Source organism: Streptomyces sp. NBC_00209 (genome assembly GCF_045206345.1).
In the GTDB taxonomy this organism is placed as follows: Bacteria; Actinomycetota; Actinomycetes; order Streptomycetales; family Streptomycetaceae; genus Streptomyces.
In genome coordinates this window covers 1,889,968-1,910,201 of record NZ_CP108121.1, presented here as the reverse complement: position 1 = coordinate 1,910,201, position 20,234 = coordinate 1,889,968, and the positions used below count along the sequence as shown (strand labels likewise).

Below are 20,234 nucleotides of genomic sequence, written 5' to 3'. Positions count from 1 at the left end.
CATGGCTGAGGGGCTCAGGGAGCGAAAGAAGCGGCAGACCAGGCAGCACCTCTCGGACGTGGCCACCGGCCTCTTCCTGGAGCGGGGCTTTGACGCGGTGACGATCGCCGAGATCGCCCACGCCGCCGACGTCTCCGTCAACACCGTGTACAACTACTTTCCCGCCAAGGAGGACCTGTTCCTCGACCGGAGCAAGGGCATCGTGGAACGCCTCTCGCGGTACGTCAGGGGCCGCGACCGGGGCGAGTCCGCGGCCGACGCCGTGCTGCGGGAGCTGCGCATCCAGGTCGAGGGCGTCTCGCCCACCGTCGGCCTGATGGAGGGGTACGCCCGCTTCATGCGGGTCATCGAGGAGGCCGACAGCCTCAAGGCCCGCCTCTGGCACATCCAGCAGGAGGCCGCGCAGCATCTGGAGGCCACCCTCGTGGAGGTGAGCGGCGCCGGGGCGGGGGACCGGACGCCGGTCCTGGTGGCCGGTCAGCTCTCCTGGGTCCACAGCACCCTCATGGCGTGCATCGGGCAGGAGATGGTGGCCGGCGGGAAGCCCGCCGAGGTGTCCAGGCGGGCGCTCGTCCTGCTGGACGACATCGAGGACCTGCTGGGCGAAAAGGTGCTCAACTACGCCCGGCGCACCGCCGGATGACGGCCCCCGGTGTGATGTCCGTCATTTGAGACGTGACGCGCATCTCTTCACGGCCCCAGCACCCGCCCCGGGTACTAACCTCCGCCGGAGGGCATGGATCCAGAACCAGCGACACATACAGAGGGGTGCCAACGTGGCCAGGAAGCTCGCCGTCATCGGAGCCGGACTCATGGGGTCCGGCATCGCGCAGGTCTCCGCCCGGGCCGGCTGGGACGTCGTCCTGCGCGACGTCACCGACGAGGCCCTGACCCGCGGCCGCGACGGCATCCAGGGCTCCTTCGACAAGTTCGTCGCCAAGGGCAAGCTGGACGCGGCCGACGCCGAGGCCGCGCTGGGCCGGATCACCACGACCACCGACCTCGACGCCGTCGCCGACGCGGACATCGTGGTCGAGGCCGTCTTCGAGAAGCTGGAGGTGAAGCACGAGATCTTCCGGTCGCTCGACAAGATCGTCCGGGACGACGCCGTGCTCGCCTCCAACACCTCCGCCATCCCGATCACCAAGATCGCGGCCGTGACGGAGCGCCCGGAGCGCGTGGTCGGCGTGCACTTCTTCTCGCCGGTCCCGATGATGCAGCTCTGCGAGCTCGTACGCGGCTACAAGACCAGTGACGAAACCCTCGCCACCGCGCGGGAGTTCGCCGAGTCCGTCGGCAAGACCTGCATCGTCGTCAACCGCGACGTGGCCGGCTTCGTCACCACCCGGCTGATCTCGGCGCTCGTGGTCGAGGCCGCCAAGCTGTACGAGTCGGGCGTCGCCACGGCCGAGGACATCGATGTCGCGTGCAAGCTCGGTTTCGGCCACGCGATGGGACCGCTGGCCACCGCGGACCTCACCGGTGTCGACATCCTGCTGCACGCCACGAGCAACATCTACACCGAGTCGCAGGACGAGAAGTTCGCCGCCCCGGAGCTGATGCGCCGGATGGTCGATGCAGGTGACATCGGGCGCAAGAGCGGGCAGGGCTTCTACACCTACTGATCATTTTCGGTCCGGTCCGGCTGATCCGCTGTCAGTCAGACCGGGTGCCGTTCGGGGAACGCCGTCCGGATCCACCGGATCCACCAGCGTTCGCGACCATCCCGCATCACTCCTCGGAGTGAATTCGGTATCGGTTCGCTTACAGACGGCAACTACCCTGTCGCTGCCGCAGTCAGTTGGGGCAGAGACAGTTTCGGACAGACGGACCGGGCCACGGAGCATTCCAGGGGAGCGCATATGCACATCAGGGGCGACCACGCCGAGCTGGTCGTCGGGGGCCGCCTCGACGTCCGAAGCGCGGCGGACGCCCGTACGGTCCTGCACGCGGCCCTGGACGGCGGCGTCGGCGATCTGGTGCTCGATCTGACCGAGCTGGATTCGTGGGACGCCACCGGTCTCGGCGTCATCATGGGCGCACACCGCAGGGCCGGGCGCGCCGGACGGCGCCTCGTGCTGCGCGGCGTGCCTCCGCAGATGCAACGCCTCCTGGTGGCCACCCGGCTGCACCGCATCCTCGCCATCGAGGGCGGCATCGCGGCGGAGTCCCTGCCCCGCGTCTGAAGGGGCTCACGGGGACGCCGCGTGGCCCCCCTCGGTGACCGTACGGCAAGACGGCACACAATCCTCACGAGACCGTGATCTCGGGGCGGCGCGCCACCCCGGATGGTCGTGGATACTGTGCGAAGGTTTAGGGTTCGGCCGTCTGCCGATTGACGGACCCGACCCGGCGGACACCGGACCGTGGGCGGCATCTGGACGTGCGAGGCCGGGACGGACAACCGCGCTCGACGCGTCTTGGGGGCTTTGGCGATGGACCCGATACACCGGGGGCCGGAAGAGTTCGGCCACGACAGCAAGGACTTCGCCGAGGAGGCCGGCCGGCGCCGTCCTTCCCGCGATCCACTGACCCCGGATTTCGGTCAGCAAACACCGCAGCAGGTCCGCATGGTCACCCTCGTCGCCGGCGACCTGACGCTCACCGTCAACCCCGTCGACGGCAGCGAGGTCGAGCCGTGCCCGCCCGGTGAGCGGCCCGCGGCGCCCGTCCGCCGCACCCCCGAGGAGCGCGCCGACCGCGCCCGGGCCGCGACGCCGCCCGTACCGCCGGGCCCGCCCGTCCCCCAGCTCCCGCTGCTGCGGCGCGACGAGGAACGCGAACGGCTGACCCGCCTCCTCGCCCGCGGCCGCTCCGTCCGGCTCACCGGACCGGCGGGTTCCGGCCGTACCGCCCTGCTCGCCGCCGTCGCCGCCGACTGCGCGGACTTCGCGCCCGACGGGGTCGTCCGCCTCAGCGGCCACAAGCGCACCGCCACCGACCTGATGTACGCGCTCTTCGACGCCGTCCACGACGCCCCCCGGCACCGGCCGGACCGGGTGCTCCTGCTGGAGACGCTGCGCTCCACCGGCGCCGTCGTCGTGCTGGACGACCTGGAGCTCGGCGGCGCCGCCCTGGGCGAACTCCTCGACGCGACCCCCGAGTGCGCCTTCCTGCTCGCCGCCACGCCCGAGACCGCCGCGCCCGGCGCCGACTCCGCGCTCGAAGAGGTCTTCCTCACCGGCCTCGACCGCGCCACCTCTCTCGACCTGCTGCGCCGGGTGGTCGAACGGCAGCTCACCGAGGAGGAGGCCAACTGGGCCGGAGACCTCTGGTTCGAGTCCGAGGGCCTGCCCCTGCGCTTCGTCCAGGCCGGTGCGCTGCTGCGCCGGCGCGACCAGCTGCGCACCGACGCCGCCGCGTACGACGAGTACGGCTACCTGGAGAACCGGCCCGCCGACGCGCCGCCCGCGCCCGAGCCGGCCGGGGAATCCGAGGTGCCGCTGCCCAGCCTCGGCGAGGCCGCGGCGCCCGCGGCCCTGCTCGCCTCCCGGCTGAGCGACGCCGCCCGCGACACGCTGCGGTTCGCGGTGGCCCTCGGCGGTGAGGTGCCGCACCAGGCCCATCTGCCCGCGCTCGTCGGGGACACCCACGCCGACGCCGCCCTCGGCGAGCTGGCCGGCTGCGGGCTGCTCTCCCCGTCCGGCTCCCGCTACCGGCTGGCCGCCGGGGTCCTGGCCCAGCTGGCGGCGGCCGGTTACGAGGACGGCGCCGCCGACCGCGCCCGCACCGCCGCCCAGCACTACGCCTGGTGGACCGGGCACCCCTCGGTCACCCCCGAGCGGGCGACCGCCGAGGCCGACGCGATCATCGCCGCCATGGGCCGGCTGGTGCCGGGGGAGGGGGCCGGAGGGACGAGCGCCGCCGTGCTCCTCGCCCGCAGCGCGGCCCCCGCCTTCGCGGCCGGGCTGCTCTGGGGGGCCTGGGAGCGGGCGCTCCGGATCGGCCAGGAGGCCGGGCGGCTCGCCGGGGAGGTCGCGGAAGAGGCGTACTTCCACCACGAGTTGGGCGTCCTCGCGCTCTGCACCGGTCACCCCGACCGGGCCAGGGCCGAGCTGGAGACCGCGATCAGCATGCGCGGGGCGCTCGCCGACAAGAGCGGCGCGGTGGCCGGACGGCGCGCGCTCGCCCTGGTCGAGGACCGGGCCGGAGGTCCGGCGGCGGGGGGCGACGGTGCGTTCGAGGCGTCGCCGCCGCTGGGAGTGCCGGCCGTCGTGCCGGTCTCGATGACGAGTGCGTTCGCCGACACCGCGGTGGTGCCCCGGCAGGAGCCGATGACGATGCCGGTGCCGGCCCCCGCGGCGGGTGGCGGCAAGGGTGCGGCGCGGGGCGGGCCGCTGGCCCTCATCGGCGGGGCCCGGCGCAACCTGGTCGCCGCCGGGGCGGGCGTCCTGCTGGCCGGGGTCCTCGGCACGGTGGTGACGCTCGGGCTGACGTCGAACAGCGATCCGCAGGGCGGGGCCGGTACGTCGACCGAGCAGGAGGTGCCGGACGACGACGGCATCTACGACGAGGAGGTGGAGACCGGGGAGCCGGCGGACGGGCCGTCCACGAGCGCGGCGCCTTCGGGGTCCGCGTCCTCGTCGGCCTCGGTGACGCCGTCCGCCACGGGGAGCGAATCGGCGCCGGCCGGCGGGGTGACGCCCTCGGCGACGTCCTCGGCGCCGGACACGCCGTCGTCCCCGGGGTCGCCGTCGTCGCCGCGGGCGACCGAGTCGTCCCACAAGCCGCCGACGTCTGCTTCGCCTACGCCCACGAAGACGGCGGGCTCGCCTACGCCGCCTACGCCTACGCCGACGGAGACCGAGTCTCCGACGGAGGACCCGGAAGAGCCGCCCATGAAGCCGGAGACGCCTGAGCAGGCGAGTGGGTCCACGGGTGCGGCGAGCGGTAGCCCTTCGGGGGAGTAGTCCGAGAGTGCGCCGGCCCTCGGCCCGAGGGTTCCGTCCTCAATCGCCGGACGGGCTTGAAAAGCCCGCCCGGCCGGCCCCCACGCTCAGAACAGGCGGAGCTTGTCGTCCTCGATGCCTCGCATCGCGTCGTAGTCCAGGACCACGCAGCCGATGCCGCGGTCCGTGGCCAGGACGCGGGCCTGCGGTTTGATCTCCTGGGCCGCGAAGACGCCCTTCACCGGGGCCAGGTGCGGGTCGCGGTTGAGGAGTTCCAGATAGCGGGTCAGTTGCTCGACGCCGTCGATGTCGCCGCGCCGCTTCAGCTCGACGGCGACCGTCTGCCCGTCCGCGTCGCGGCACAGGATGTCGACCGGGCCGATCGCCGTGAAGTACTCGCGGCGGATCAGCGTGTAGCCCTCGCCCAGGATCTCGATGCGGTCCGCGAGCAGTTCCTGGAGGTGCGCCTCGACGCCGTCCTTGATCAGCCCCGGGTCGACGCCCAGTTCATGGCTTGAGTCGTGGAGGATTTCCTCCATCGTGATGATCAGTTTTTCGCCCGCCTTGTTCACCACGGTCCAGACGCCCTCGGCGTCGCCGCCGCCCTCCTTCAGAGTGCAGGGCGGCGACATCCAGTTGAGCGGTTTGTACGCCCTGTCGTCGGCGTGAATCGACACGCTCCCGTCCGCCTTCACCAGGATGAGGCGGGGAGCGGAGGGCAGGTGGGCCGTGAGCCGGCCGGCGTAGTCCACGGAGCAGCGGGCGATGACGAGACGCATGGTCGGCAACGCTACTCGACGTCGGGGGCCCGACGCGATTCACCCATCCGTCACTCCCGCCCCTTCCGGAGTTGACGCTTTCTGTCTTGCCCCTCTTTGAACCCCTTCGTTATTGGCCGGTTGTGTTCCCAATCTCCTGGTGCGGCCCGGACTGCGCCCTTACCGTGGAAGCGGGAGGTCGCCGTGCGTGCACGCTGCGTCGTCGTCGGCCTTCTTCCCTGCCCGTAAGGCTCCGGTAATCCGCCGGGGTCGCGAGAGGAGAACCCATGTCGCTCGACGTCTCACCGGCGCTGTTGGAACAGGCCGAGCGAGGCGAGGTCGACGAAGCCGACTTCGTCGACTGCGTCCGGACCTCCCTGCCCTTCGCATGGGAGATGATCAGCTCGTTGGTGGCTCAGCTGAAGGTCGACGGCGGGGAGTTCGCCGACAACCAGACGCCGCCGCCCAATGAGCAGGCACGTGGTCAGCTGCTGCGCGCGCTCGCGAGTGATGCGATACGCGGAGCGCTGCAACGGCACTTCGGGGTGCGTCTCGCATTCCAGAACTGCCACCGCGTCGCGGTGTTCCCGCTGGACGCCTCGGTCGACGACCGACTGGCCAAGTTCACCTCGGTGAGGGGCCAGTTGCTCAACCAGTCGCCCGAACTACGGGACTGCTGAACGCTTCGTCGCCGTTCCGGGCCGCGGGAGGTGCAACTGGTCCGGGGCGGCGGCGCCGTACGCACACCGCCGTACACCCTTCCGTCCGTGCGCGGGGGTCATTCGAGGAGTGGCCGTACCTCCGTGCCCAGCCGCGCTACGTTCTCCTCCGTGGCGACGAGATCTCCGGAACCCTCCACCAGGAGCGCGAAGCGGGTGATGCCCGTGCGCTCGGCGGTGACCGCGAGGCGCTCCGCCGCCAGCTCCGGCGTGCCCACCGGATGAAGGCCGCACAACAGCTCCGCGTACCCGACGGGGTCCCGCATCACGCGGTGCCGGCCGTCGACGGTGACATGCGCGCCGAGCCCCTGGCGCAGCCAGCCCGGCATCGCCTTCACCAGCGTCTCGACGGCGTCCTCGGTGCGGTCGGCGATCTGGGCCACTCCGGCCGAGACATGCCCCGCCCCGTGGACCCTCTCCGGAGCGTGGCCGGCCGCCAGCGCGCGGGACCGCCAGAGCGCCACCATCTCCGCCTTTTCCTCGTCCCCGCAGTGCATGCCGAGCAGCATCGGCAGACCCCGGTCGGCGGCGAGCTCCACGGTCTTGCGGGAGGTGCACGCGACGATCACCTCGGGCCCGGCCCCCTCCGCGCCGTCCACGCCGATCAGCTCGTCGGCCCGGGGGACGACCGCGACCTCGCGGAAGGCGTACCGCTCGCCCCGGCCCGCCACGCGCGGCTTCCGCAGCCAGTCGAGCAGGAGCCCCAGGGACTCCGGGAACCCCTTCTCGTACGCCTCCAGGCCGCCGCCGAACACCTCCAGGTCCACCCAGGGACCGCCCCGGCCGACCCCGAGGCTGAACCGGCCGCCGCTGGTCAGATGGAGCAGCGCGGCCTGCTCGCCGAGCGCCACCGGGTGCTGCGTGGGCAGCACGCTCACCGCCGTACCGACGCGGATGCGGCGGGTCCGGCCGAGCAGTTGCGCGGCCAGGGTGACGGCGGACGGGCAGACCCCGTACGGCACGAAGTGATGTTCGGCCAGCCAGACCGAGTCGAGCCCGGACTCCTCGGCGACCTCGGCGGACCGGATCGCGCGGTGCAGCGCTTCCCCCGGCCCCTGGCCCGGAAACTGGGCCGCCAGTACGAACGTTCCGACACGCATCGCCAATTGCCTCCTTGCGGCCGCCGCGGCTCTCCCCTACTGGCAACAACGTCTGACACGTGCCAAAGGCACGGTCCGGCGCGGAGTTGTTGCGATTTTCCGGTAACCGCTCGCGCCACGAAGCCCGGGAGGCGGGTACCCCGCCCGAATGGCCCTACGCTGGACGGGTCCCGCCCAGCCCGTTCCGTGAGGTGAAACGTGTCCCCGCGCCGCAACCGCCCCCGAGGCGGCGAGAGCCGCGACGACAGTGCGCGCGATTCGGCGGACCGGTACGGCGGGGGAGGGAATACGGAGGAGTGGCAGGGCGAGGAGTGGTCGGTGCGCCCGGTCAGCGGCGCGAGCGCGGCCGGCAAGCGCTACCGCTGCCCCGGCTGCGACCAGGAGATCCCGTCCGGCGTCCCGCATCTGGTGGCCTGGTCCGAGTACGGCGGGGTGGACGACCGCAGGCACTGGCACAAAGCCTGCTGGAACGCGAAGGACCGCCGCACCACGAAGGTGCAGCGGTCCCGGAACGCGCCCCGCTACTAGGGCGTGTTTCGAAAGTCCCGCCTGCCGGGCGACGCCTGGCACGCACTCTCGCCGCACCGGCCGAGATCCCTAGTACGTCCAGTACGAGGGATCGCGGCCGGCACGCCGAGAGCACGCACCAGACACCGCCCGGCCCGCCCTGCGGGCGGACGGCGCTACTTTCGAAACACGCCCTAGTCCTCAGACGTCGCGCTGGTTCATCGACAGGTACGCCCCGCCCATGGCGAGCGCCGTCACGACGAGGAGGATCCACAGCGGCTGCCAGCCGGACGGGCCGCCGGACGACGTGACCGAGTTGTCGTAGAAGACGCTCAGCTGGTTGGGGATCGAGTACTCCAGCAGCTTCTCCTGGAGCGTCGACAGCGACGACGCGAACATGAAGATGGCCAGCACGAGCGGCAGCAGCACCACGCCGATCATGAGGGTGATCGCCCCGGCCGAGTGCCGGATCAGCGCGCCGACGGCGAGTGCCAGCAGCCCCAGCGTCGCCACATAGAGCCCGACCCCGACCGTGGCGCGCAGCCACTCCTCGCCGGTCGGTGACACCGCGTCCAGCATGGACGACTGGATCAGGGCGACCACCGACGTCATCACGGTGGTGATGACGAAGGTGAGCAGGAAGAAGACGAGCGCCTTGGCGCCGAGCACCCGGCCCCGGCTCGGGCAGGCCGTCAGCGTCGTACGGATCATGCCGGTGCCGTACTCCGAGGCGATCGTCATCACGCCGAGCGTGATCACGCAGATCGTGCCGAGCAGCACCCCGAAGAAGCCGAGGCTCAGCACCGGGGTCTCGCCCATGTCCGAGTCGGACGCGGAGACGGCGACGGCCGCGAGCACGCCGATGACCAGCAGCAGCGCGGTCATGACGCCGAGCGTCCACATGGTCGAGCGCACGGACCGGATCTTGGTCCACTCCGAGGCGATCGCGTCCCCGAACGTCGCGGGACGCTGCGGGATCGGCGAGACGTAGAAGCCCTGCCCCTGCGGGTACGCCTGCTGCGGCGCGGGCTGCTGGTACGGCGCCTGCGGCGCCGGCGGCGTGGTCATCGGGGGTCCTCGCTGGTCTCGCGCTTGGTCAGGTCTGCGGGGGCCGGCGCGGGCGCCTGGGCCGGGGGCACGGGCGCCTGGGCCGGTGCGCCGGCCGCGTACGGGTTCTGTCCGGGCGGCGGCGGGGCGTACCAGCCCTGCTGCGGCACGTCCGGCACGGGCTGCGGCGGCGGCGGCGCGTACCCCGGCTGCTGCCCGTAGCCGGGATGCGGCGGCTGCTGCTGGAGGTGGGCCCGCTGGTCGACCGTCGAGCGGTAGTCCACGGCGCCCTGCGTCATCCGCATGTACGCCTCCTCCAGCGACGCCTGGTGCGGCGAGAGCTCCCAGAGCCGGACGTCCGACTCGTGGGCCAGGTCGCTGATGCGGGGGAGCGCCAGGCCGGTGACCCGCAGGGCCCCGTCCGGCTCGGACAGGACCTGGCCGCCCGCCTCGGTCAGCGTGGTGGTCAGCTTCTCCCGCTGCTCCGGGGTCTCGTCCGGGAACCGGACCCGGGCGAAGTCGGCCGAGTTGGCCGAGATGAAGTCCTTGACGCTCATATCGGCCATCAGCTGGCCGCGCCCGATCACGATCAGGTGGTCGGCGGTGAGGGCCATCTCGCTCATCAGGTGTGAGGAGACGAAGACCGTGCGGCCCTCGGACGCCAGCAGCTTCATCAGATTGCGGACCCAGAGGATGCCCTCCGGGTCGAGGCCGTTGACCGGCTCGTCGAACAGCAGCACCTGCGGGTCGCCGAGGAGCGCCGCCGCGATGCCCAGCCGCTGCCCCATGCCCAGCGAGAACCCCTTGGAGCGCTTACGGGCCACGTCCTGGAGGCCGACGACGCCCAGCACCTCGTCCACCCGGGCCTCCGGGATGCCGGCCAGCTGGGCGAGCGAGAGCAGGTGGTTGCGTGCGCTGCGCCCGCCGTGCACCGCCTTCGCGTCGAGCAGGGCGCCCACCTGGCGGGGCGCGTTCGGCAGGCTCCGGAACTCGTGGCCGCCGATGGTCACCCGGCCGGCCGTCGGCCGGTCCAGGCCCAGGATCATGCGCATGGTGGTCGACTTGCCGGACCCGTTGGGACCGAGGAACCCGGTGACGGCGCCCGGCCGCACCTGGAAGGAAAGGTTGTACACGGCCGTCTTCGCGCCATAGCGCTTGGTCAGGCCGACTGCCTCGATCATGCTCCAGCCCCATCGACTTATCTGTCGTCGGGGCACACGCCGTCCGGCCGTACGCCCCCGTAAGAGTTAGGAGGATATCCGCGCCTTGACGGTTCCGGCCAAGTCGTTACGGGGGCGAGTCCCGGGCCGCCCTGTCGTACGGGCTCTCAGGCGTCCCGCTTCTTGAGTACGAGGAAGCCGCCGAGCACCGCGGCCGCCACCCAGGCCACCATGATCAGCAGCCCGGCCCACGGCCCGTACGGTGCCGGGTCGCTGTTCATCGCGTCCGGCACCACCTGCATGATCTTGGAGCCCGCCTGGTCCGGGAAGTACTGGGCGACCTTCTTGGCGCCCGGCACCGCCGACAGGATCTGCGAGACCAGGAAGAAGAACGGCACCAGGATGCCCAGCGACAGCATCGAGCTGCGCAGCATCGCCGTGACCCCCATGGAGAACAGCGCGATCAGCCCCATGTAGAGGCCGCCGCCGACCACCGCGCGCAGCACGTTGTCCGCGCCGATGTCCGTACCGTGGTCGCCCAGCAGCGCCTGGCCGAGGAAGAACGTGACGAAGCTGGTGAGCAGCCCCACCACCAGTGCGAGGACCCCGGCCACCAGCATCTTGCTGAACAGGAAGGTCGCCCGCCGCGGCACGGCCGCCAGCGAGGTGCGGATCATGCCGGAGCTGTACTCCGTACCGACGACGAGCACCCCGAACACCACCATCGCCAGCTGGCCCAGGATCATCCCGGAGAAGCTGACGAACGTCGGGTCGAAGGTCAGCCGCTCGGCCTCGCCCAGATCATCGAACTGGGCGTTCATCACCGCGCACAGGGCCGCGCCCATCGCCACGGTGACCAGGAACGCCGAGATCAGCGTCCAGGTGGTGGAGGAGACCGTGCGGATCTTGGTCCATTCAGAGGTCAGGACCGCGGGGACCGAAGCCATCGTCACGCCCCCTCTCCGCCGCCGGGCCGCTGGACCCAGCCCTCGCCCCACTGCGGGTTCTCGGGCGGCGGCGGGGCGCCCCCGCCCGGCTCCGAGTGCGCGTGGTACTCGACCGAGCCCGCCGTCATCTGCATGAACGCCTCCTCCAGCGACGCCCGCTGGGCGCTCAGCTCGTGCAGCGTGATCGCGTGCCGGGCCGCCAGCTCGCCCAGGTCCTCGGTGGTGGCACCGTCCACCTCCAGCGTGCCGCCGTCCGCCTCGACGGCGACGACACCCTCCTGGTGCAGCACGTCGCGCAGCCGCTCCTGCTGCGGGGAGCGCAGCCGGACGTAACTGCGCGAGTTCTCCTGGATGAAGTCGGCCATCGACGTGTCGGCGAGCAGCCTGCCCTGGCCGATCACGATCAGATGATCGGCGGTCAGCGCCATCTCGCTCATCAGGTGCGAGGAGACGAAGATCGTCCGGCCCTGCGAGGCGAGCGTCTTCATCAGGTTCCGGATCCAGTGGATGCCCTCGGGGTCGAGACCGTTCACCGGCTCGTCGAACATCAGGATCCGGGGGTCGCCGAGCAGCGCCGAGGCGATGCCCAGGCGCTGGCCCATGCCGAGCGAGAAACCCTTGGACTTCTTCCGCGCCACCGCGGTCAGGCCGACGGTCTCCAGCACCTCCGCCACCCGCTGTTCGGGAATGCGGTTGCTCTGCGCCAGGCAGAGCAGGTTGTGGTACGCGCTGCGCCCACCGTGCATCGCCTTGGCGTCCAGGAGCGCCCCGATGTACTTCAGCGGTTCATCGAGTTGGCGGTAGTGCTTGCCGTCGATCCGCACGGAACCGCTGGTCGGGTTGTCGAGATCGAGCATCATCCGCATCGTGGTGGACTTGCCCGCCCCGTTGGGTCCCAGAAAACCCGTCACCATTCCCGGTTTGATCACGCACGACAACTGGTCGACGGCGACCTTGTTCCCGTACCTCTTCGTGAGGCCATCGAGCTCGATCATGCGTTCACGCTAGAACGGCCGCGTGCCCGGCGCCACCACAAAGGCGGAACCGGGCACGCGGGAGAACCGTGCGGGTGCTGCTTCCCGGGGTCAGCGGGTCTGCTGGGCCGGGACGCCGCGCGGAGCGGGCTCCTCGTCGGCGGGGGTACCGGCGGCGGCCACCGCGGCACCGGTCAGCGTCGCCAGCATCTCGCGGACGTTGGTCAGCTGCGCGTTGATCGAGTCGCGGCGGTTGGTGAGGGCCGCGAGCTCGCGCTCCGACTCGCTGCGGATGCGGTCGGCCTTCGCGTTGGCGTCCGCCACGATGTCCTCGGACTGGCGCTGCGCGGTCTCCACCGTCTGACGGGCCCGGCGCTCGGCGTCCGTGCGCAGCTTCTCGGCCTCCAGGCGCAGCTGCTCGGCGCGGTGCTCGATCTCGGCGAGACGCTTCTCGGCCTTGGCCTGGCGGGACGCGAGGTCGCGCTCCGACTGGTCGCGGCGCTTGGCGAGGTTGGTCTCGAAGTCCGCGGCGGCCTGGGCGGCCTTGGCGCGGGTCTCCTCGAAGAGGGCGTCGGCCTCCTCGCGCTTCTGCGCCGCGTCCTTCTGCGCGTCGCCACGCAGCGCGGTGGCCTCACCCTGGGCCTTGTCCACGATGCGCACACCGTCGTCCTCGGCCTTGGCCTTGCGCTCGGCGGCGAAGGTCTCGGCGTCGTTGCGCACCTGCTGGGCGGCGGACTCGGCGAGCTCGCGGTGCTGCTCGGCGGCGCGACGGGCCTCCTCGCGCAGGTCCTTCGCCTCCTCCTCGGCCAGGCGGAGGATCTTCTCCACGCGCGCGCCGAGACCCGCGTACGACGGCTCCGCGTCGTTCACCTGGGCCTGGGCGTTCTGCGTTTCGAGGTGCAGCTCCTCGATGCGCTTTTCCAGCGATGTGATGCGGGCGAGAGCACTATCACGGTCGGCGACGAGCTTGGTAATGCGGTCATCCACCTGACCGCGGTCGTAACCACGCCGCACGAGTTCGAAGCCGAAGGGGGAGGAAGGGTCACTCATGGGGTTCCTGTCGAAGTGAGACCGGTGAGGTGATAGAGGGAATCCTAGGGGCCGGAACGGCGTGTCATCGAGCAGATGCCGGTTTGATCTGGAGAATGACACCCCTTTTGAGTGGCTGGCCCCCGTAACCCTTGCCACTCGGACGAATGACGGTCCATGCGGAACCACGGGTGACGGCGGTTCGGCTACCCATCGGACTGCTTGCCACTCGATCGAGTGCCCGCCGCAGCCCCGGCCTTGACGCCGCCGGCCGGTGCGGCGCCCCCGCCCTTACCGCCCGCCGCAGGGGTCTCGAAAGACTCCAACGCCTCCAGTACGTCCTGGACACGGGAGATCTCCGTGTTGATGTCCTCGCGCCGGCGCACCAGGACCTCCAGCTCGTGCCGGCCCTCGTCCACCACCCGCTTGGCCTCCGCCTCGGCGTCCGCCCGCAGCTTCTCGGCCTCGCGCACCAGGCTGGCCTTCTTCTGCTCGGCCTCCTTCAGCAGCGACTCGGCCCGCTTCACGGCGGCGATCCTGACCTTGCTCGCCTCCGAGTTGGCGTCCGCCATCAGCTCCTTGGCCTTCTCCGCGGCCTCCTCGCGCTGCTCGCCGGCGGCCTTGATCAGCTTGTCGACGCGCTCGCCGACCGTCTTGACCTGCTCGGCCGTCTCCCGGCGCGCCCGGTCGTGCAGCTCCTGGACCTCGGTCTCCGCCCGGGTCTTCAGCTCCTCGGCCCGCGCCCGGATCTGCGTCGCGTCCCGGCGCGCGCCGACCAGCAGCTCGTCCGCGTCCGTCCGGGCCCGCTCCACCAGCGAGTTGCCCTCGACCGTCGCCCCGGAGGTGATCCGCACGGCCTCCTTGCGCGCCGCGCCGACCATCGTGTCGGCCTGCTCCTCGGCCTCCGTGGCGGCACGCAGCGCCTCCTCCTGAGCCTTGGCGATGAGCTGGTCCGCCTGCTCCGCCGCGTCCGCCCGGCGCTTCGACGCCGCCTCGCGCGCCTCGTCCAGAAGACGGTCCGCCTCCTGGCGCGCCTCGGCCCGCATCTGCTCGGCAGCCGCCTCCGCGTCCGCCCGCAGCCGCTCCGCCTCCTCCCGGGTGCGCGTCGCGTGCTCCTGCGCGGAGCCCACCGTGGCCGAAGCCTCCGCGCGCATCCGCTCCGCGTCGCCCGCCGCCTCGTCCACGGTCCGGGCCGCCTGGCGCTCCGTGTCCGTGCGCAGCCGCTCGGACTCGGCGGTCGCCTCGGACACCAGCAGGTCGGCCTGGGCCGCCGCATCGGTCCGCATCCGGTTGGCGTCCTCGCGGGCCTCCGCCCGGCTGCGCGAAGCGTCCTGCTCGGCGGACGCCAGCGCGTCCGACGCCTCGGTGCGCATCCGCTGGCTGTACTCGGCGGTGTCCGTCCGCAGCCGCTCGGACTCCGCGATCGCGTCGGAGACCGTACGCTCCGCCATCGCCTTCGCGGCGTCCGTCTCCTCCTTGGCCACCTGGCGGATGCGCGAGGCGTCCTCGCCCGCCCGCTCCCGCTCGGCGTGCGCGTCGGCCCGCAGCCGGTCGGCCTCGTCCTGGGCCTCCGACGTGGTCCGCTCCGCGACATGCTCGGCCGTCGAGCGCAGCCCGGCGATCTCCGCCTCGGCCTGCTCCTGCAGCCCGCTGACCGCGTCCCGCACCTGCTGGGCGGTCTGCTCGGCCGCCGCGACCAGCTCGGCCGCCCGGGACTCCGCCTCGCCGGTCAGGCGCTGCGCCTCGGCCTGCGCCTCCCCGACCCGCTTGCGCGCGGAGGCCAGCAGCTCCTCGCTCTGCTCACGGGCGCGCTCACGCTCCTGGTTCGCCTCGGAGCGGGCCCCGTCCAGCGTCTCCTCGGCCTCGCGCCGGCGCCGGTTCGCCTCCTCCTGGGCGGCGGCCAGCGCCTCGGCGGCCTCCGTGCCTACCCGCTCCGCGGCCGAGGCGGCCTCCGACCGCATCCGGTCGGCGCTCTCCTGCGCCTCGGTCCGCAGCCGCTCCGCCTCGGTGGCCGCCTCGGTGCGCAGCCGTACGGCGACGGCCTCGCCCTCCGCACGCGACTGCGAGGCGTCCGCCGCGGCCTCGTCGCGCAGCCGCTGGGCCTCGGCCTCCGCCTGCTCCTGGAGCGTCCGCAGCCGCTCGGCGGACTCCGCGCGCAGCCGCTCGGACTCCTCACCGGCCTCGCGCCGGATGCGCTCCGACTCCGTACGCGCCTCGCCGAGTGCCTGCTCGGCCGCGGTGACCCGGGTCCCGGCCTCGTCCTTGAGCCGGGTCAGCTCACCGGCCGCCTCCGCCTGCCGGGCCGCGACGGCGAGCTCGGTCTCCTCGCGCAGCGCGGCCGCCGCCTCCTCGGCAGCGGTCCCCGCCGCCTCGGCCTGCTCCTCGGCCTCCGTGCGCAGCTGCTCGGCCTCGGCGCGGGCCCGGTCGAGCGCGTCCTCCGCCTGCTTGCGCAGCGCGGCGGCCCGCTCGGTGGCCTCGGTCCGTACGCGTTCGCCCTCGGCGGTCGCCGTACCGCGCAGCTCCTCCGCGTCGGCCTTGGCCTTGGCGAGAAGCTCCTCGGCGGTCTTCGCGCCCTCCTCGATCTGCTGAAGGGCCTCGCGGCGGGCCTCGCCCCGGATCCGCTCGCCCTCCGCGACCGCCTCGGCCCGCAGCTGCTCGGCCTCACCGCGCAGCCGGCGCGCCTCCTCCTGGAGCTCGACCGTCTTGGCCCGGTACTCCTTGGTGTCGTCCTTGGCCGCGCCCTTGAGCTGGTCGGCCTGCTCGGCCGCCTCGCCGCGCAGCCGGTCCGCCTCGGCCTCGGCCTCGCGGCGGATGCGCTCGGCTTCCTCGCCCGCCGCCCTGGTGGCCGTCCTCGCGTCCTCGGACGCCTTGGTCAGGATCTCCTCGGCGGACCGGGCGGCCTTCGCGAGCTGGGCCGCCGCGTCCTCGGCGGCGGCGGTGCGCGCGGCCTCGGCCGCCTCCGAGCGCAGCCGCTCGGCCTCGCCGCGGGCGTCCGCGAGCGCCTGCTCGGCCTCCGCCTTGAGGGTCTCGGACTCCTTGGTCGCCTCGCCGACCAGCCGGGCGATCTCCGTCTTGGCGGTCCGGGTGCGCTGCTCGTTCTGCGACTCGGCGGACGCCAGCCGCTTGACCGCGGCCTCCTTGGCCTCGGAGAGGACCTTCTCGGCCTCCAGGCGCGCCTCGCGCAGCCCGGTCTCGGCCTCCTGCATGCGCTGCTCGGCGGCCCGGTTCAGTTCGGTCGTCCGCTGCCGGGTCTGCTCGGTCTCCGCGGTCGTCGTCAGCCGCAGCTGCTCCGCGTGGCTGGTGGCCTCCTGCGCCTGGCCGGCCGCGACGCCGAGCATCCGCTCCGCGTCCTTGCGGGCCCGCATCAGGATCGACTCCGCCTCGGCCCGGGCGGACTCCGCCTCGGAACCGACGCGCTGACGGGTCTCCTCGGCCAGCCGGGCGGCCTCGGCCCGGGCGGTGGCGAGCGACTGCTCGGACTCGGCCCGGGACTCCTCCATCAGGCGGCGGGCCTGCGACTCCGTCCGGGCCCGCAACTGCTCGGCCCAGGCGACGTTCTCGTTGACGTGGGACTCGACGGTCTGGCGGCGCTCCGCCAGCTCCTGGTCGAGCTGCTGGCGGCGCTGGACCGCCTCGTTGTGCAGCTCGGCCTGGAGGCGGGCCTGGTGCTCGGCGTGCTCCTGGAGGATGCGCTGGGTCTGGGCGCGGGCGTCGCGCAGCTCGCGCTCGGCGTCGCTGCGCAGCTGCTCGGCCTGGACCTGGGCGTTCCGGAGCAGCTGCTCCGCCTGGTAGCCGATGTCCGCGCTGTCGTAGGCGGGACGCATCGCCAGACTGCGCCGAGCCTCGTGCAGCTTGGCGCGCAAGACCTCGACCTGGTAGCCGAGGTCCTCGGCGTGCTGGACGGCCTTCTCCCGGTCGGTCCTGAGCCGGTCCATCTCGGCCTCGAACCGCGAGAGATGGTCGTCTTCAGCTCGGTGGCTCTCCTGGCGTTCGTAGCCCCGCACTGCGCGGTCCCATCCTTCCCCGAGCTCTCAACGTTCGGGGAATGGTGACAGATCAACGGCTGGGGACGCGGCGCGCCCCCGACCCGGCCCCGGCCCGGAAGAGCCCACTCTACCGGGCGGGTATGGCTGGGGTCAGTGCTCCGTCTTCGCCGTGACCAGTTCGGTGAGGACGCCGTGGCAGTCCTTCGGGTGGAGGAAGGTGATCCTGGACCCCATCGAACCCGTCCTGGGCTCGTCGTACAGCACCCTGACGCCCTTCTCGCGGATGTCCGCGGCGTCGGCGTCGACGTCCGCCGTGCCGAAGGCGATGTGGTGGACGCCCTCCCCGTTCTTGGCCAGCCATTTGCCCACGGCGGAGTCCTCCCGGGTGGGCTCCAGGAGCTGGAGGTACGAGGCGCCCCCGTCGGACGTACCGTTGATCTTGAGCATGGCCTCGCGTACGCCCTGCTCCTCGTTGACCTCGGTGTGGAAGACCTCGAACCCGTAGGTCGAGCGGTAGAACTCGACGGTCGCGTCGAGGTCGGAACAGGCGATTCCGATGTGGTCGATTCGCGTCAGCATGGGACCAGTGCAGCGCGCTCCGGGTGGTTACGCAACGTGCGCGCGATCACACTCGCGGGCGGATGACGGGGCGGGTACCGCTCAGTACATTCAAGCGGAGGGGCCGGCATATGAGGGGTGGAAGAAGGAGCAGGGCCTGGTGCGTGCAGCTGCAAGGCGGAGGAGGGAGGCGTGGCGGAGCCACGCCGACCGACGACAACGCCGCAGATGTGCGTGCCGGGCACTGTGACGCCGCCCCTCATATGCCGGCCCCTCCCACCCTCGTTCACATCTACTCCAAGGGGCTGTGCCTCATGTCAGGAACGACCGGTACCACCTCCGTGATCGTCGCGGGCGCGCGGACGCCCATGGGCCGGCTCCTCGGCTCCCTGAAGACCTTCTCCGGCGCGGACCTCGGCGGCATCGCCATCAAGGCGGCGCTGGACCGGGCCGGCATCGGCGGCGACCAGGTCGAGTACGTGATCATGGGCCAGGTGCTCCAGGCCGGCGCGGGCCAGATCCCCGCCCGCCAGGCCGCGGTCAAGGCCGGCATCCCGATGAACGTCCCCGCGCTCACCGTCAACAAGGTGTGCCTCTCCGGGCTCGACGCCATCGCCCTGGCCGACCAGCTCATCCGCGCCGGTGAGTTCGACATCGTCGTGGCCGGCGGCCAGGAGTCCATGACGAACGCCCCACACCTGCTCCCCAAGTCCCGCGAGGGCCACAAGTACGGCGCGATCGAGATGCTGGACTCGATGGCGTACGACGGTCTGACCGACGCCTACGAGAACATCCCGATGGGCGAGTCCACCGAGAAGCACAACACCCGCCTCGGCCTCGGCCGCGCCGCCCAGGACGAGATCGGCGCCCTCTCCCACCAGCGCGCCGCCGCCGCCCAGAAGAACGGCCTGTTCGAGGCCGAGATCACCCCGGTCGAGATCCCGCAGCGCAAGGGCGACCCGGTCCTCTTCGCCAAGGACGAGGGCATCCGCCCCGAGACCACCGCGGAGTCCCTGGGCAAGCTGCGCCCCGCCTTCGCCAAGGACGGCACGATCACCGCGGGCACCTCCTCGCAGATCTCCGACGGCGCCGCCGCGGTCGTCGTCATGAGCAGGGCCAAGGCCGAGGAGCTGGGCCTGGAGTGGATCGCCGAGATCGGCGCCCACGGCAATGTGGCGGGCCCGGACAACTCGCTCCAGTCGCAGCCGTCCCACGCCATCCGGCACGCCCTGAAGAAGGAGGGCATCGGCGTCGAGGACCTGGACCTCATCGAGATCAACGAGGCGTTCGCGGCCGTCGCCGTCCAGTCGATGAAGGACCTCGGAGTCACCTCTGACAAGGTCAACGTCAACGGCGGCGCCATCGCGCTCGGCCACCCCATCGGCATGTCCGGCGCCCGCGTGGTGCTGCACCTGGCGCTGGAGCTGAAGCGGCGCGGCGGCGGCACCGGTGCGGCGGCGCTGTGCGGCGGCGGCGGCCAGGGCGACGCGCTGATCCTGCGCGTGCCGGGCAAGTAGAGCGGTACGGGAACGAGCGGAACGGAGCGGTGATGGTGGACGTCCCCACCCTGGTGGAGCAGGCCCGCGCGGGCGGACCCCGGGCGGTGGCCCGGCTCATCTCCCTGGTGGAGGGGGCCTCCCCGCAGCTGCGCGAGGTGATGGCGGCCCTGGCGCCGCTGGCGGGCAGCGCGTACGTGGTCGGCCTGACCGGTTCGCCGGGCGTCGGCAAGTCCACGTCGACGTCGGCGCTCGTCTCCGCGTACCGGAAGCAGGGCAAGCGGGTCGCGGTGCTCGCCGTCGACCCGTCCTCGCCGTTCTCCGGCGGGGCGCTGCTCGGCGACCGGGTCCGGATGTCGGACCACGCGTCCGACCCGGGCGTCTACATCCGCTCCATGGCGACCCGCGGCCACCTCGGCGGCCTCGCCTGGGCGGCCCCCCAGGCGATCCGGGTGCTGGACGCGTCGGGCTTCGACGTGATCCTGGTGGAGACGGTGGGCGTCGGCCAGTCCGAGGTGGAGATCGCCTCGCAGGCCGACACCTCCGTCGTCCTCCTCGCCCCCGGCATGGGCGACGGCATCCAGGCCGCGAAGGCGGGGATCCTGGAGATCGGCGACGTGTACGTGGTGAACAAGGCGGACCGGGACGGCGCGGACGCCACCGCCCGCGAGCTCAACCACATGCTGGGCCTCGGGGAGTCCCGGGGCCCCGGCGACTGGCGGCCGCCGATCGTGAAGACGGTCGCCGCCCGGGGCGAGGGCGTCGACGAGGTGGTCGAGGCCCTGGAGAAGCACCGGGCGTGGATGGAGGAGCGCGGCGTCCTCGGCGAACGCCGGGCGGCCCGCGCCGCCCGCGAGGTCGAGACGATCGCGGTCACCCGCCTCCGCGAGCGCATCGGCTCCCTGCACGGCGACCGCCGCCTGGACACCCTGGCCGAACGCATCGTGGCCGGTCGCCTGGACCCGTACGCGGCGGCGGACGAACTGGTGGCGGGGCTGACGGGCGAGAGCTGACGGCCCCTCTCGGGGCGCGGCGTGCGGGCCGCGTTCCCGAGAGGACTCGTA

At 72.4% G+C, this 20,234-nt stretch carries 17 protein-coding genes; 8 read left to right on the top strand and 9 right to left on the bottom strand.

Annotated features, from left to right (window positions below; all coding sequences use genetic code 11):
- Position 1: 1 nt before the first annotated feature.
- The 4 genes from OG867_RS08235 to OG867_RS08220 all read left to right on the top strand — a co-directional run bounded on the left by OG867_RS08235 (position 2) and on the right by OG867_RS08220 (position 4,910).
- Positions 2 to 643, top strand: coding sequence for a TetR/AcrR family transcriptional regulator (locus OG867_RS08235; RefSeq protein ID WP_406283953.1), 642 nt, complete (start codon positions 2 to 4; stop codon positions 641 to 643).
- A 133-nt stretch (positions 644 to 776) separates the two neighbouring features.
- Complete coding sequence (locus OG867_RS08230; RefSeq protein WP_406283951.1) at positions 777 to 1,625, top strand: 3-hydroxyacyl-CoA dehydrogenase family protein; 849 nt, start codon at positions 777 to 779, stop codon at positions 1,623 to 1,625.
- Between the two features lie 237 nt (positions 1,626 to 1,862).
- A complete protein-coding gene (locus OG867_RS08225) occupies positions 1,863 to 2,186 on the top strand; it encodes an STAS domain-containing protein (protein WP_328902438.1) in 324 nt (107 codons plus the stop codon).
- 249 nt (positions 2,187 to 2,435) lie between these two features.
- A complete protein-coding gene (locus OG867_RS08220) occupies positions 2,436 to 4,910 on the top strand; it encodes an ATP-binding protein (protein ID WP_406283949.1) in 2,475 nt (824 codons plus the stop codon).
- 86 nt (positions 4,911 to 4,996) lie between these two features.
- Here OG867_RS08220 and nucS read toward each other — a convergent pair whose 3' ends face one another.
- The gene (nucS, locus tag OG867_RS08215; protein ID WP_136316511.1) at positions 4,997 to 5,668 is read right to left on the bottom strand and encodes an endonuclease NucS; all 672 of its coding nucleotides are present in this window, start codon (positions 5,666 to 5,668) and stop codon (positions 4,997 to 4,999) included.
- Between the two features lie 266 nt (positions 5,669 to 5,934).
- Between nucS and OG867_RS08210 the strand changes: the two genes are divergently transcribed.
- A complete protein-coding gene (locus OG867_RS08210; RefSeq protein WP_018550059.1) occupies positions 5,935 to 6,327 on the top strand; it encodes an SCO5389 family protein in 393 nt (130 codons plus the stop codon).
- A gap of 98 nt (positions 6,328 to 6,425) precedes the next feature.
- On the opposite strand, the gene OG867_RS08205 is transcribed toward OG867_RS08210, so the two are convergent.
- Positions 6,426 to 7,466 carry an LLM class flavin-dependent oxidoreductase gene (locus tag OG867_RS08205; protein WP_406283946.1) on the bottom strand — a complete coding sequence of 347 codons (1,041 nt, stop codon included), beginning with the start codon at positions 7,464 to 7,466 and terminating at the stop codon, positions 6,426 to 6,428.
- A gap of 198 nt (positions 7,467 to 7,664) precedes the next feature.
- Between OG867_RS08205 and OG867_RS08200 the strand changes: the two genes are divergently transcribed.
- Entirely contained in the window at positions 7,665 to 7,994 is a 330-nt protein-coding gene (locus tag OG867_RS08200) for an ATP/GTP-binding protein (protein ID WP_328902441.1), read from the top strand.
- 180 nt (positions 7,995 to 8,174) lie between these two features.
- Here OG867_RS08200 and OG867_RS08195 read toward each other — a convergent pair whose 3' ends face one another.
- The 7 genes from OG867_RS08195 to mce all read right to left on the bottom strand — a co-directional run bounded on the left by OG867_RS08195 (position 8,175) and on the right by mce (position 17,695).
- Positions 8,175 to 9,041, bottom strand: coding sequence for an ABC transporter permease subunit (locus tag OG867_RS08195; RefSeq protein WP_328902442.1), 867 nt, complete (start codon positions 9,039 to 9,041; stop codon positions 8,175 to 8,177).
- The gene (locus tag OG867_RS08190; RefSeq protein ID WP_406283943.1) at positions 9,038 to 10,201 is read right to left on the bottom strand and encodes an ABC transporter ATP-binding protein; all 1,164 of its coding nucleotides are present in this window, start codon (positions 10,199 to 10,201) and stop codon (positions 9,038 to 9,040) included. Before OG867_RS08190 ends, OG867_RS08195 begins: the two co-directional genes overlap by 4 nt.
- 146 nt (positions 10,202 to 10,347) lie before the next feature.
- Positions 10,348 to 11,127 carry an ABC transporter permease subunit gene (locus OG867_RS08185; RefSeq protein ID WP_328902444.1) on the bottom strand — a complete coding sequence of 260 codons (780 nt, stop codon included), beginning with the start codon at positions 11,125 to 11,127 and terminating at the stop codon, positions 10,348 to 10,350.
- 2 nt (positions 11,128 to 11,129) lie between these two features.
- Positions 11,130 to 12,122, bottom strand: coding sequence for an ATP-binding cassette domain-containing protein (locus OG867_RS08180; RefSeq protein ID WP_406283940.1), 993 nt, complete (start codon positions 12,120 to 12,122; stop codon positions 11,130 to 11,132).
- A gap of 90 nt (positions 12,123 to 12,212) precedes the next feature.
- Entirely contained in the window at positions 12,213 to 13,151 is a 939-nt protein-coding gene (locus tag OG867_RS08175; RefSeq protein ID WP_328902446.1) for a cellulose-binding protein, read from the bottom strand.
- 185 nt (positions 13,152 to 13,336) lie between these two features.
- The gene (gene scy, locus OG867_RS08170; RefSeq protein ID WP_406283938.1) at positions 13,337 to 17,134 is read right to left on the bottom strand and encodes a polarized growth protein Scy; all 3,798 of its coding nucleotides are present in this window, start codon (positions 17,132 to 17,134) and stop codon (positions 13,337 to 13,339) included.
- 132 nt (positions 17,135 to 17,266) lie between these two features.
- On the bottom strand, positions 17,267 to 17,695 hold the full coding sequence (mce, locus tag OG867_RS08165) for a methylmalonyl-CoA epimerase (protein ID WP_328902448.1): 429 nt from the start codon (positions 17,693 to 17,695) through the stop codon (positions 17,267 to 17,269).
- 293 nt (positions 17,696 to 17,988) lie between these two features.
- Here mce and OG867_RS08160 point away from each other — a divergent pair, with 293 nt between their 5' ends.
- Positions 17,989 to 19,191: an acetyl-CoA C-acetyltransferase gene (locus tag OG867_RS08160; RefSeq protein WP_406283936.1), complete on the top strand. Its 1,203-nt coding sequence runs from the start codon at positions 17,989 to 17,991 to the stop codon at positions 19,189 to 19,191.
- A 32-nt stretch (positions 19,192 to 19,223) separates the two neighbouring features.
- Entirely contained in the window at positions 19,224 to 20,183 is a 960-nt protein-coding gene (gene meaB / locus OG867_RS08155) for a methylmalonyl Co-A mutase-associated GTPase MeaB (RefSeq protein WP_328902450.1), read from the top strand.
- The last annotated feature ends 51 nt before the right edge of the window (positions 20,184 to 20,234 follow it).

What these genes read in the sequence shown, in the direction of transcription:
- OG867_RS08235 (WP_406283953.1), top strand. Translation starts at nt 2, where the DNA reads ATGGCTGAGGGGCTCAGGGAGCGAAAGAAGCGGCAGACCAGGCAGCAC.
- OG867_RS08225 (WP_328902438.1), top strand. Translation starts at nt 1,863, where the DNA reads ATGCACATCAGGGGCGACCACGCCGAGCTGGTCGTCGGGGGCCGCCTC.
- OG867_RS08220 (WP_406283949.1), top strand. Translation starts at nt 2,436, where the DNA reads ATGGACCCGATACACCGGGGGCCGGAAGAGTTCGGCCACGACAGCAAG.
- nucS (WP_136316511.1), bottom strand. Translation starts at nt 5,668, where the DNA reads ATGCGTCTCGTCATCGCCCGCTGCTCCGTGGACTACGCCGGCCGGCTC.
- OG867_RS08210 (WP_018550059.1), top strand. Translation starts at nt 5,935, where the DNA reads ATGTCGCTCGACGTCTCACCGGCGCTGTTGGAACAGGCCGAGCGAGGC.
- OG867_RS08205 (WP_406283946.1), bottom strand. Translation starts at nt 7,466, where the DNA reads ATGCGTGTCGGAACGTTCGTACTGGCGGCCCAGTTTCCGGGCCAGGGG.
- OG867_RS08195 (WP_328902442.1), bottom strand. Translation starts at nt 9,041, where the DNA reads ATGACCACGCCGCCGGCGCCGCAGGCGCCGTACCAGCAGCCCGCGCCG.
- OG867_RS08190 (WP_406283943.1), bottom strand. Translation starts at nt 10,201, where the DNA reads ATGATCGAGGCAGTCGGCCTGACCAAGCGCTATGGCGCGAAGACGGCC.
- OG867_RS08185 (WP_328902444.1), bottom strand. Translation starts at nt 11,127, where the DNA reads ATGGCTTCGGTCCCCGCGGTCCTGACCTCTGAATGGACCAAGATCCGC.
- OG867_RS08180 (WP_406283940.1), bottom strand. Translation starts at nt 12,122, where the DNA reads ATGATCGAGCTCGATGGCCTCACGAAGAGGTACGGGAACAAGGTCGCC.
- OG867_RS08175 (WP_328902446.1), bottom strand. Translation starts at nt 13,151, where the DNA reads ATGAGTGACCCTTCCTCCCCCTTCGGCTTCGAACTCGTGCGGCGTGGT.
- mce (WP_328902448.1), bottom strand. Translation starts at nt 17,695, where the DNA reads ATGCTGACGCGAATCGACCACATCGGAATCGCCTGTTCCGACCTCGAC.
- OG867_RS08160 (WP_406283936.1), top strand. Translation starts at nt 17,989, where the DNA reads ATGTCAGGAACGACCGGTACCACCTCCGTGATCGTCGCGGGCGCGCGG.
- meaB (WP_328902450.1), top strand. Translation starts at nt 19,224, where the DNA reads ATGGTGGACGTCCCCACCCTGGTGGAGCAGGCCCGCGCGGGCGGACCC.